The organism is Shewanella sp. MF05960, from assembly GCF_050849305.1.
Classification (GTDB): Bacteria; Pseudomonadota; Gammaproteobacteria; order Enterobacterales; family Shewanellaceae; genus Shewanella.
The window spans coordinates 1-12,553 of sequence record NZ_JBOZPS010000036.1 but is presented as its reverse complement, the minus strand read 5'-3'; the positions used below and the strand labels follow the sequence as shown (position 1 = coordinate 12,553).

The window sequence follows — 12,553 nt, the reverse complement described above, 5'->3', positions numbered from 1 at the left end:
ACGATTATTCATTGCGAAGGTGAAAGTTACCGACGCAAAACAGCGCTCAATAAGAGCAAATAAAATTCGGTGTCAACCGGCCAAGATAATTGACGCGGAACCGGCCAAGTTAATTGACGCTAGATATTTATGCATATTTCCCATCTTGAAAATTAAATGGTCATTATTCTATTCGAATATTTAGTGATTGATCTTATAGCATTTTATTTGGTAAGTTTATTGTGACCTGCCGAATAGGCAGCTGAAAATGACAACGGCTAACACGGAAATAAGTATATAAAGTGACCTGCCGAATAGGCAGCTGAAAATAAAAACAATCGATATGATGTATAGGTTAATGCTGTCTCTGCCGAATAGGCAGTTGAAAAAGAAGATAATCGTTTCGACGTATATGTTCGCGCAAAAACTGCCGAAAAGGCAGTAAAAAGATCCACTTAGTTATGAGTGGAGCTTTTTTATTTATGGACCCGAGGACATATAAAATTGCATAGCACGGTTATGAGTTAGTCATTTAGTTGTATCTCAGTCACCTTTTTTGTGCTTGTGTGGCTTTAAATCTGGGTGTTCTTTCTTTTTTTCTTCTGTAACTCTTTGCCTTTTATCAGGCGTGCCATCTTCATTTTTTCTTTTAGGTCCGGGTTTGATTGGCATAATTAATTCCTTTTAATATATGAGTGTATAAATTTTGTTCGCTATCTAAGTTAACATTATGTATCTAACTGTCAAATATTTTACTGAGCCCATTGGTGATAAAATATTGTCTATCTGATTGCTGGTCTATCCCCTTAATGTTCTTTTTCAATTTAAAACGCTGGCGCGTTTATGCCCCTTTGTGAGCTACAAATTATTGCTAACGGCATAAATATTTATAATGATTGGCCAAAGTAATAAACCACTTCAAGCCTTACTACCATTTACGTCTAAACATTTTTACAGCTGAAAAGAGGATGTTGATAATTTGGCTTTCAGTAAAACGTGTCTTTTTCATGTGATTCTCCATTTGGTTTAGTGTAAATGGAAAACTCTATTTAAAACATTCTGATTTTAAGGGAGGGTTACAAGTATGATGGTCAAATTGACGTAAAATCTTTAAACCTGAGGTTCTAACTGTGCCTTTCGTTAGAACCTCATCATGCTAGAGCTTTTATAAGATATGGGAGCTTCATGATCTTGCCCTGCACTAAAATAATAGTTTATTTAATTTTCGTTCTGTCTGAAGCCTTCTTTGTACTGTTTAAAACTCGACTTCTTATCGATAATGAGTTTGAGCAAGTCAACTGTGACAAAAAAGCCTGTATCGTCACCATGCTTTGTGAAGCCGAATGAAAAATCATTTTCAACATGGAATGCAAATCCCCAACCAAACTTATCAACTTCAGCCCTATCGACGTGAGTGATGATAAATGATGTGCCACAAGCGTAGCCCAAACATGCGTCATTCCATGCGTTAACCCCAAAAACCTCAAGTGCTAGGCTTGATTTAGTTTGTTGACCGTCAACCGCTTCATTAACATTTTCAATGATGGCCATTGGCCTAAGAGTAAAATATTGAAATTGAGGTGGGGAACTAAATATATCCGGTTCTTTTCCGTAAGCAATTTCGTATAGCCAGGTTGTTATCCCAATGTCAAAATAAGTCTGGGCACGAGCATTGTCTATATAGTCCATCCATTCCCTATCTTTTTTTAAAAGAAAGGGTTCTACTAGCAATATAGGCGCTAAAGTGAAAGGGCTGTAAACATTTGCGACGAGTTTGACATATTCATCGAGAGATTTTCTACACGCAGTATTTTGAAGGCAAGTATTAGCTGGAGTGGTGGGGATTGTGTTTGAAAGAATGTTGTTCTTGCCTTGTGCAAATAAAGTAATACTTGTAACACTTAGCTCTTCTCTATTAACCATGTAGCTTGGTGCTCTAGGGGAAATTTCACCGTCTATAATTTCAATCAAAGGGTTTTGAAACGTACCTAAGTGATCTGCTAAAGCCGGCATTGCAGATTTTGCTTCACTTGAAAGTATTTGATGAAAGCTATAGAGTATTTCATACAGTTCATCATGTTTAATAGCGCCGGAATTAAGAGACTTACATATTTTGTCATAAGCAAGTTGAGCCTCTTTAACTGCACCTGAAAATTGGTTGCTGGCGCTTAATACCAGTGGTGTATCACAAAACTCATTCGCATTTACTTTGGAGTTAATAAAACAGAGTGAGCACAGTAATATAAGCAGTTGTATCGTTGCCTTATTCATTTTCTTTCCTCCCTAAGTTGCATCCACTGTACTAGCTATTTGCTTAAGATGCGTATAAAAATCAACTAATTGTTTATACAAAGATTCAGTATGTGGATTGAAAGAAAACTCGTTTTCATCACTATCCCAATGTAGCGAAATTTCGCAATCCTCAATTGACTCTTTGAGTTTATCAAAACGTCCTTGAACGATTGTCGCCAAATGTTCAGCTTCCGCTGCTTTAACTTCAGAACTGGTTGGAAAAAAGGTGATATCGAATAATTGTATAAAGAACCTGAGAAATACTTTTGGATCGGCTAGGTAGTGATCGAGGTCGTGAACATTGGCTCTTTCGACGCCTTTAATCTTGATGTTCTTAAATGAACCGCTGGGCACCATTGGCCAATTGTTACCTACATGAAATTTTGTGTAGGAGGCAATGGGATCAAGTATATGCCGACAAGTCATAAAATAAGTACAAATGCCTTCAGGTCCGGGTTTAACAACGGATGTATAAGGGGTTGATTCAGTAATAGGAAGTTGAGACACGTTAGCAATCATAGTGATGGATTTTATTTTATTTAAACCCGCACTTAAGAGCTGAACGCCCGTTTCGTCACGTAAGCTGTGGGTATAAAGTTTATGTAACGTGTCATGCATGACAGCAGTTCCAAGGGAGTGGCAAACTATGTGCAACTCTTCCCCTGCGTTTTTAGCCTCCTTCATGGCTTTTACAAGCTGCTTCGCGACGGAGACTTGAATTCTATCTGCAAAATAAGAACGGTAGAGCAATACGTCCATAATGTGTGTGTAAAAAAAGTTCTTACTGTCTGCTGAGTTATTAATGTCGTTGATTTTGGTTATCAGTGAAGGGGCCCCAGGGAACTGAGATGCCATGCTGTCAATTGCCGCTTTGTCAGCGTTCATACGTAACTGATTAAAAATTTCGTTGTATGAGATGTAGTGTAATTTACAGGTTTCGCTAATTTTACCAATAGAGTCAAAATGCTTACTTGCTTTATCTAGTGGATCGGTGAAGGTCTTTTGGAAGTCTTCTTTGCGATGTTCGCCCATGCCATGAATGAGCACTATATGAGGTGTGGCCATCGTATTTCCTTATATTGGTTGTAATATTTACTTACTCTAGACATACAACTAACTTCCTGTCCTTGAAGTCACAACTTAGTTTTGACCATTATTTGAACTATTTCCACTTTTTTTGGTCGTTATTTGAAAGTTATATACGTTGTTAAATGATATCAGACACCCTAGAGCATATTTTCGTCGTCATTGAGTATAGATTTTCTACATACCAATAATATATTTGTAGCGGTAATCCTTCCGAAAAATAACAGCTGTTAAAAGAGTAGCACTTGCCGATTATAGGAGTATAACTGACTGAGCAAAGTGTATCGGGTGTTCATGAGCTAGATTTGTGGTTTCTAATAGATATAGCCTTGAAGTTATCAAACAGATTGATGTTAGGGTATAATGTGGGGTCTAGTAATTTTTTTGTTATTCTAAAACAATGACTTAAGTTTTATTGGGCAGCATGATGTAAAACACCACAATAGTCTGTGACGTGGTGTAGTGAAATAGTTAATTTGGTCTCAAACTAAAAGGTTAAAACCACTGCGGGTAACACATGAGATGGCCAATGGAGTTAGGGCATCCGTTAGATCCCTTCGCTACCCCGACAAAATCTAATGAGTCTTACTATCGACTAGTACAATAACTCTAAACCGTTTCTGTCCAAAAATAAGCTAGACAAGCTCTAAATTTGCGTCCAGTTTTGGTTTTTCACAGGAATAAAGCTTTTTTACAAGGTATATGGGGCGTAAGGTGCGGTTCAGTATCTATACGCATGTAAGGAAATAAAAAATGAAGCTCCTAAAGATATTTATAGTTTCTTCAGTATTTGATATAAAGTTTAATATTGATCAACTTAAAAGGATTTAATCAATGCCGGCATCAAAGTTAAAATACCCACCTGACGAAATTGCAAAGCAAGATCAACTAAATGCCATATATGGCCAATTACTAGCTACAGCAGATATAGTAACTCTGCCTTTCAACATGACTTCTGCCGATATTGTCTGGGAAGGTTTTTATCCATACTACTTCAGCCAAAGATGTAAAGTCCTATATATCGGTTGGGAATCGCTTGGTCTCATTGGTGAGAACTACATTGATTTAATGCACCATTGTTACACCATCAAAAAAAAGATAAACGGAAAATCTATTAATCAACAAAAGTTTCACAGACTAAAACTTGAAATTGCTTACGGCCTAAACAATGGTCACTGTGAATTTGAAAAAGTACCTAAAGCATCCGATATTTGTAATAACTTTGCTGTGAAAGGTGGAGTCAGCTTTGCTTTTTTAAATCTTTCTAAGTTTAGCAATGAGTCAGGTTCCTCAGACGCTAATTGGGAGTTGATTAATTCGTCAATGGTAAAACTAAAAAGTGCACAAGGTAATTTTTTTACTCAACAAATAGATTTATTTGAACCTGACATCATAATCACCATGAACCTAGAATCGAAACTAAATACATTAGGTAAAGTAAGCATGATTGAAGGAGACAGCAAAGCCAGTCGTTATATTTTACAAACAGAGACGACAGAGTACCCCTTGATAGATACATACCACTTCTCAGCAAGAAACTCACCAGAAACTGATTTTTATATCCCAATAATGGCAGCGATAGAGAAATTTGGCCTTAAGTTTTAGGCTATTTCGGTTCATAAAGCTCCCGTAGCGTAGTTAAATAGTTAAATAGTTAAATAGTTAAATAGTTAATTTGACCATAAACCAAAAGGTTAAACTACTGCGGGTAACAATGTGATAGTCAATGGAATGAGGTTATCCATTAGATTCCTTTACTACCCCAAAATCTAATGCGTATTACATCGATTAGTATAATAAATCTAGCAAGCTTCTGCCCCTATATGAGTTTCAGATGATAAGTGGAACAGATAAATAACAAGCCAGCAGACCTACTTTTGCTAATCAATAAATGACAGTTACTTGCTACTTTAGATTAGGCATCAATATTAATGCTCACACTTTTCATTTTTCGTATTCGTTTATTAAGTATGGCTCTGGTAGAGTGCTTATAAATCAATAGTTTTGCTTAAGCGTGGCTTAACTAGTAGCTTCATAAAATGTGCATGCGCGTTTTGCCAAATCTAAGCATATGCGTACTACACAAACGTTGAATTCACGGCCAAATTTGGCCACATAAGGATAATTATGAGTAAAGGGAATGACGGTGCTTTCATATATGCTGACGAATCAGGGCACTCAGGAAAAGAAATTTTTAACGAACAATCACCTCTTTATTATCAGGGTGCAGTTATATCTGTTGGTGAAATCGAATCCAAAGTAGCACCTATAATCCAACGGTATTGTTCTGAGAATGGGTTGGAAAGATTGCATGGATACGAGCTTGGAGAAGAGAGAGTTAATAGCCTTTGCTTGGAGCTATTGGAAGCTTTGGATGGAACTCAATGGAGGTTTCACTATACGATAATTCAAAAAAGGTATATCGCACCCACAAAATTTGTTGATACTATATTTGATTGTTATGACAACCCAGCAGTACATCCATTTTGGTATACAACCGAACTATTCAGACATACATTATGCATATTGATAGATGACATGATGGAAGATGGGTTAGACATTGAGTTTTGGAATTATTACTTAAAAGACAACTTGGATGGCCTTATCAAAATATGTAGCGCTTTGCTGGAAAAAGCACCATATATTTTCGATAAAAGAGCATCTGAAGTTGTTACAGCGGGGCTAAGTTACGCAATAGCTAATCCTGATATTTTTACTCTTATATCAGCGAGAGGTAAAAGTGCATATAAAAAACAAACTCCTAATATAATTGCATTTTCTAGTTTACTAACTGCCACTCATCGATTTTGTAAAGAATATGACGTATCAGTTACAGAGCTTGTTCATGATCAAAGTGATGAATTTAAAGGAACAATGAGAGAGTATCACCGCATGTTCTTCGGTGTTGACTATGAAGAGGATAAGTTTGGTGGTATCCCTCAATATAAACAGGTCGAATACGACTTAGGAGAATTTAAATTAGAGTCTTCAAAAAAATCGTATGGTTTGCAAGTCGCGGATCTATTTTTATGGTTAATTCAACGGGATATAACAGATAAGAATCTTGAAGAAACCAAAGCGAAGATATTGGATAACTCTGATGACTTTGTTATTTCAAGAGCAATGTCTTTGGCAATTATCGAAGCTAGGCACTTTCAGTTAATGCAGAAAGAGCTAACTCCAGAGATGATAAAAGCAGGTAAAGAGCTAAATAAAAAAATTAAAGCTAATCAAAAATCTGCAATGGAAAAGTGAATATAATCCGGTAGCTGGAGGAATCTAGCCTCCAGCACCACACCACCCTGCATATCGCTTTGTGCAGGGCGGTTTATTTAGAGCGCCTAACCAAATTTTCTGGTTAGATATATATTATTAGTGAACTGCGATTCATCTATCTTTTAAGTGCTCATAAGCCCGCTTTCTTAAGATAGTCATTATTAATCATAATGTGATGCATAGATTTTAGAGCCTAAGTACTAAAACGTTTTTGCCCCATTGTGCGTTAGATTTGGTACTTGTAACATGTCCACTAGTCCCTCTTTGACTTAGCTTATCTAATACATCTAGTATGTGACAATATGCCTATCATTTTGGTAGTGATTCAGTATTAACAAAGCCAATTTGTAGGTTTGTCCACTCAAAAAACGTCTAACCAATAGTTAGAAGCTCCTGGAATAATTGAGCAAGCTTGGGTATTATTCCCACGAGATTAGTTAGCACTAATGTTGAAATGTAGACGTATGCAGATCCAAGCAAGACAACCATGACTTCAAAATAAATCAACTTAATCACTTTTTCTCCATCTGTTTGTAATTTTTCCGGAGCCGTAGGGTTAAAGACCAAGTAACTAATATCTTCAATTATACATAGAACTTTACTGACATTATGTGCGTTCCAAGACTTCCAAGCGAATATACAAAAAGTAACAATCATTCCAAGGTTAATAATCACCTTTAGCGTTAAGTCTTCTATTTCAGGAAGGCTTTTTAAAGTGACATAAGTTACGACTAAGTATACTGCTATACATATAAATATGAATAATCCTACCACTAAGCTTTGAACGGAGAGCTTGAGAATCATCACGTTCCAAAAAGTCACACACTTAGCCCATTTCTTATTGTTGAACTTGCTAAGAGAACGTTGCGAATTGATGACAATTAGTAGAAATGATGTCGTGATGAAACTTAAAGTATAATTCATCATGGTATTGTCAGTTTGCGGAGAAACAACACCTGCAAAAAATGCGATTATTCCGATTAAATAGCGCCAAAAAAGCTTCCATTCCTCGCGAAAAATTTCGCTATTCCAAATTGAATCATTAATGCCAACAGTACTGTATGCGCGTTTATTGTTGTCTGTATTTTTGTTCATTAGTTAAGTGCTTTGTTTTTAATTTATTAATAATATCAGAAATTTTAAGTTCAATTCGCAGTTCTAGTGAAAAATATTTTTAAAATTATTGTTCGCTTCTGGCTTTGCCGATAAATATTGTAGTGGAATAATCTTAAGATTTAACCAGAACAATCGTTCTGGTCAGTCAGCCATATTTTGATTAATACTAACTGTAGGCTTTAAGAGTCTAAAACTAGCTCGTTTCTGTCCAAAAATGTGTTTGCAAGAGATACGCTTTAAGTTGTAATAAAATAACATCTTCCCATAGATGTCTATTTTTAGATGTTCCGATTTGTCAGGCTATGGGTTTATTTTATGTCAAGGTATGGGTTAATCATTCAGCTAAGTGATTGTTATTTTATATGCGGTTATGTCAGTGTTTAGGTTCAGCGACAAGATAACTTAATCGAGGCTGAGCATAACAAGACTCTTTTCTCACTTATGCGCCAAAGAGTGCTTCAAATATGGCCTGCGGCGACCAACGTCGTGGCGCTTCGCCTATTACAAATAATATGACTGTCAGGTTTTATTTGGCTTCAACATGGCATTCACTTACCGACACGCACTAGTACATCCATGTAGCTCGACCACCTGTCTGATGTGAAGGGATTCACAAATGCCGTGATGGCATGGATGCCAATGAGCGGCCATGGGTCGGACGGCTCGCAAACCACCATGATGAAGCTGTTAATGTTTGCCTTATCTGCAGGCGTTAAAGACTCAGTTTAGTGAGATGTATGCGTTGGTCTGAATAAATTTTAATCGTGTATGACATTTCAAATATCCTTATCGGTCGGATGTGCGAGAAAGGCAATGAGCCAACTCACGTATTCTTTTGTAAGGAGTCTTCAACGGCCTCAAGTTCAGAGTAAATTTGACTATTTAAAAATCAAAAAACTCACTCGTGTCAGCGCCAAAGTGTGCTTCAAATATTGCCTGATGCGACTAACGTCATGGTGCTTCGACCTGCTTTACACTTCATCTGTAACTGGCTTAGCAAATGTCGGATACATATCTAGTTACAACCATGTTTTCCACCTTTATGTAGTGTGTACTGTGTATCAAAACAGTTGTAATGGTGTTTTGCGTGTTATTAAGTTTAATCGGCTAATAAGTAAACTAAAGTTGTACGATTTATCAATCGCGAATATTGTAATGTATTGAAATTAAGGTTTTTTTGTCGAATATTGAGCCGACTTTTAACGCACAAGCTCGCTTTTATTCGTCAATGGAATTAAATAAAACTGCTTTACATCAATAAGATAGTAAATTTAGGATGATATTAATCAATAACTTAAAGGGTCGGCTTTAAATTTATTTGGCCGTTAAATGAGTGTTATACCAATTAGGAGGGTTTATGGGCACGAGTGTATTTCTAAGCCACAACCATAAAGATAAGGTTTTTGTTAGGCGCCTTGCCATTGATATAGAAAGTCATGGTATAAGAGTTTGGTTAGATGAAGCAGAGATGAAAATCGGTGATTCCCTTGTACAAAAAATTAGAGAGGGAATTGATAACGTAGACTATTTTGCTGTAATCCTATCAAGTAATTCAGTTCAAGCCCCTTGGGTCGTAAATGAGCTTGATGTCGCAATGAATTATCAGATTGCAGGAAAGATAAAAATTCTACCAATAATTCTTGAAGACGTTGAATTACCAAGTTTCCTCGTAGGAAAGTTGTACAGTAACTTTTCGAAAATAGATTCATACGATGATGAGTTGAAAAGACTAGTTACCAGTATGGGAATAGCTTTTAATAAGAATGTTGTTGCTGCGCGGACGGCATCAAACTTAGGTCAATCTCTAGATTCTGCAAACATGGTAGGCCTACCGATTATGTCTGCACCATTTCATAGACCCTATCAATATCTTGGCATGGTATTGAGCGATGTAGAAAAGATTGTTGGTGTGCAAGCAAACGAAGCACGAAATATAATTGTTGAAAACGAACTTTGTAAAATGGTGTTATGGGGAGAAGGGAATTTTGTGAGTTTTGTGGAAGTGGATTTACTCCAAACAGCACCACATTCACAAAGTGAAGAATTCAACAGTGAAGCTTTATTGGGAGCTTTAAGTATCGGCATTCACGAACTAGAGCTCGTCAGGAAAAGAACTGATTTTCATACATATTATGATCACAAAAAACGCATGAAAGTTACCGCAAGTTGTTTATATGATGGAGCTCCGCTATCTGTGAGCTTTGGAACAAAGTACTACAATATGTAAATCGGTATAACAAGGGCAGTCAGTAGACTGGTTACACTCTCCGCTACTGCAAGCGTTAGCGGTCAAAGGAAGTTATGAGTAAATATTCAGATTGGTATATCTTTCAGGAAGATATAAAAGATCACTTTGATTCGCTAGGAGCTGACGCAGAGACTAACGTCAGAGTTCAAGGTGTACGAACTTCCCATGACGTCGATGTATTCGTCAAAACCAAATTTTTAGGTGAAAACATTACTTGGATTGTTGAGGCAAAACATTGGAAGAGTAAAGTGACAAAGGCTCAAGTGTTAGCACTTAGGTCAATTGTTGACGACATAGGTGCAGATCGCGGGTTTATAATATCTATAGCAGGCTTTCAAAGCGGTGCATTTGAAGCGGCTGAAAGCACGAATGTAAAACTTAAGACCTTCGATGAATTGAAGGATGACACCAAGGGCCTCATTGAAGCTGAGATTTTAAAAACCTATTATAAGCGCCTTGTACTTTTGGAAGATAGGTATTGGTCTCACTCTAAAAGGGTGAGAATTGAGTATGGCCTTCGTCACGATGTAATAGACTATTCAATGCAATTTACAGGGCAACAATTATTAATAACGGCGCGAACAGCCATAATGGCTGCTGAGGCGCGGAATTACCCAATCGACTTAGAATCCTTTTTAAAGGAGCATAAAGGCGAAAAAATTGCACATAACTTTCAACAGCTTTCTATGTGGTTGAATCTCAACTTAAATCACTTTGAAGAGAAGCTGCTTAATGCTGAGTGGGAAATGTACAAAAATGGGGATTATAACCCTGATACATGTAGAACTAGAGATAACGGAACAACCACAACTGAAATGTTGGCCAAAGCAACCTACAACGCAGGAAAAGAACGCTAACACATATGAGCCTTCCGCAAGTCAATAGGCTAGCCTTTTTGTTAAGTATGGGTATTTGACTGCTTTTGTGGTCAAATTAAAATCAAGTAACAAATTCATCGACAGAAATTTAGTCAATTTAGTCGGGTCAGAATTTAGTCGGGTCAGAGTAAAATTTATAAAATTCAAATTTAAACAACAGCTTACGTAAAGTGTTTATGTCCATTAATGAGTTGCATCTAGCTTGCAAATGTCCAAATTCAACTCTGAACTTGAGGCCGTTGAAGAAAATGACGTGAGCTAGCTTTAGAGGGGAAGGGACGCCCCATCTGAAGCGTTAGCATTTTCGAATAAGGCCGAAGCCGATTCCAAATAGAGTTAAAAGCTGGATCTAACCACGTCGCGAAATTATCGCTTTTCAGATAATTTTGATGTGGCGGCTGGGAGATCCAAGAGGGAACAGCCGTTGGTTTCCTCTTGGTCTGGTGTGGGCGAAGCGCCACGACGTTAGTGGCCGCAGGCCATAAAGAACAAAAAACACCTGGATCCCGGCTAAAAAGCATTGCCGGGACGACGAATAGGTTGTTAACAGGTTTTTGTCCCAAATCAGAGTATCCATTTCTTGAAATACCTTAACTCAACTCTGAACTTGAGGGTGTTGAAAAATTTATTTGGGTCAGTGTAAAATTTATGTCATTGCACTAAATCCGAAGCTCTAACGCACTTTTGTCCAAAAGTTTGTTAGATAGGACATAAGCTATTTGGCTCTTCATAATAAAATTACATTCTCCTTTTAAGCACTATTTTATAACCTTTCGATTTGTCAGACTATGGGTACATTTTATGTCAGAGTATGGTTATATCTTTTCGATAAGTGATTGAATGCTAGAAGCTGCCTATGACAGACTTTGCTTCCAGCGACACGTATTTCCCTGAATTGGGGCTGTTTTGACAATATGTATCAGCCAACGTAATTAACCTTAATTAATAGTGGGAGCACTATGACAACACCAATACCTATGCGCCCAAGCGGCGTGCTTCGTGGCGATAAAGCGGCTGACATAACGATTGATGTTTTTGTTGATATTCAATGCCCCCATTCACGAGCAATGTGGCCGACGTTGCTTAGTGTGATACAACATTACAAAAGCAGATCGGTCAGCCTTAAAGTTCATTTAATGACATTAAGTAATCATCGCCAAGCGTGGGATATGAGTCTTGGGCTATTTGCCCTAGCAGATGGTGATGCAGATAAGTTTTACGATTTTACCACCTATTTATATGAACGACAGGATGAATTTTACAATGCAGAGTTTATGCATAAAACTCACGACGATCTTCGACAACTTATTGCAGACAAGGCCGAAGAACATTTAGGGATAAATCGTTGTCAATTTCTTAGCCGGATGGATGACGGTGATATTTACACCTTAGCCAGAACTCCGATTCGATATGCTGCGACAAAATCTGTTTGGGCAACCCCAACTGTTTTTATCAATAATGGCGGTAATGTACTCGTTAATCACCTATCAACGTTGACCGATTGGCAACAAATGATTAACCCATTGTTTGGCGAAGAAACTATAGAAAGGCCCTAACTAACGACTATGGCGTCAATAACTTATTTTTACCTGTATTCTCATCCCACATGACGCCATCTCTTAGCATCGAATTTAAGATAATTACCATCTTTCTGACACATGCAATGATGGCGACTTTT

9 protein-coding genes and 1 pseudogene are annotated in these 12,553 nt (G+C 37.3%); 5 read left to right on the top strand and 5 right to left on the bottom strand.

Annotated features, from left to right (window positions below; translation table 11 throughout):
• Window positions 1-522: 522 nt before the first annotated feature.
• The 3 genes from ACROAE_RS20175 to ACROAE_RS20165 form a co-directional block, all read right to left on the bottom strand.
• On the bottom strand, window positions 523-651 hold the full coding sequence (locus tag ACROAE_RS20175) for a hypothetical protein (RefSeq protein WP_432405975.1): 129 nt from the start codon (window positions 649-651) through the stop codon (window positions 523-525).
• A 546-nt stretch (window positions 652-1,197) separates the two neighbouring features.
• Window positions 1,198-2,250 (bottom strand): hypothetical protein, encoded by a 1,053-nt coding sequence (locus ACROAE_RS20170; RefSeq protein WP_432405973.1) that lies wholly within the window; start codon window positions 2,248-2,250, stop codon window positions 1,198-1,200.
• A gap of 12 nt (window positions 2,251-2,262) precedes the next feature.
• Entirely contained in the window at window positions 2,263-3,336 is a 1,074-nt protein-coding gene (locus ACROAE_RS20165) for a hypothetical protein (protein ID WP_432405969.1), read from the bottom strand.
• Window positions 3,337-4,191: 855 nt separating this feature from the next.
• Between ACROAE_RS20165 and ACROAE_RS20160 the strand changes: the two genes are divergently transcribed.
• Window positions 4,192-4,962, top strand: a complete 771-nt coding sequence (locus ACROAE_RS20160; RefSeq protein WP_432405966.1) for a hypothetical protein — start codon at window positions 4,192-4,194, stop codon at window positions 4,960-4,962.
• A 522-nt stretch (window positions 4,963-5,484) separates the two neighbouring features.
• Complete coding sequence (locus ACROAE_RS20155) at window positions 5,485-6,612, top strand: DUF3800 domain-containing protein (protein WP_432405963.1); 1,128 nt, start codon at window positions 5,485-5,487, stop codon at window positions 6,610-6,612.
• Between the two features lie 393 nt (window positions 6,613-7,005).
• On the opposite strand, the gene ACROAE_RS20150 is transcribed toward ACROAE_RS20155, so the two are convergent.
• Window positions 7,006-7,728 carry a hypothetical protein gene (locus ACROAE_RS20150; protein ID WP_432405960.1) on the bottom strand — a complete coding sequence of 241 codons (723 nt, stop codon included), beginning with the start codon at window positions 7,726-7,728 and terminating at the stop codon, window positions 7,006-7,008.
• A 1,378-nt stretch (window positions 7,729-9,106) separates the two neighbouring features.
• Here ACROAE_RS20150 and ACROAE_RS20145 point away from each other — a divergent pair.
• From ACROAE_RS20145 to ACROAE_RS20135, 3 genes are all read left to right on the top strand, one after another.
• Window positions 9,107-9,976: a toll/interleukin-1 receptor domain-containing protein gene (locus tag ACROAE_RS20145; RefSeq protein WP_432405957.1), complete on the top strand. Its 870-nt coding sequence runs from the start codon at window positions 9,107-9,109 to the stop codon at window positions 9,974-9,976.
• Window positions 9,977-10,050: 74 nt separating this feature from the next.
• On the top strand, window positions 10,051-10,854 hold the full coding sequence (locus tag ACROAE_RS20140; RefSeq protein WP_432405953.1) for a restriction endonuclease: 804 nt from the start codon (window positions 10,051-10,053) through the stop codon (window positions 10,852-10,854).
• Window positions 10,855-11,834: 980 nt separating this feature from the next.
• Complete coding sequence (locus tag ACROAE_RS20135) at window positions 11,835-12,431, top strand: DsbA family protein (protein WP_432405950.1); 597 nt, start codon at window positions 11,835-11,837, stop codon at window positions 12,429-12,431.
• 7 nt (window positions 12,432-12,438) lie between these two features.
• Here the strand turns inward: ACROAE_RS20135 and ACROAE_RS20130 are convergent.
• Window positions 12,439-12,553: pseudogene (locus ACROAE_RS20130) on the bottom strand (IS110 family transposase); the annotation flags it as partial.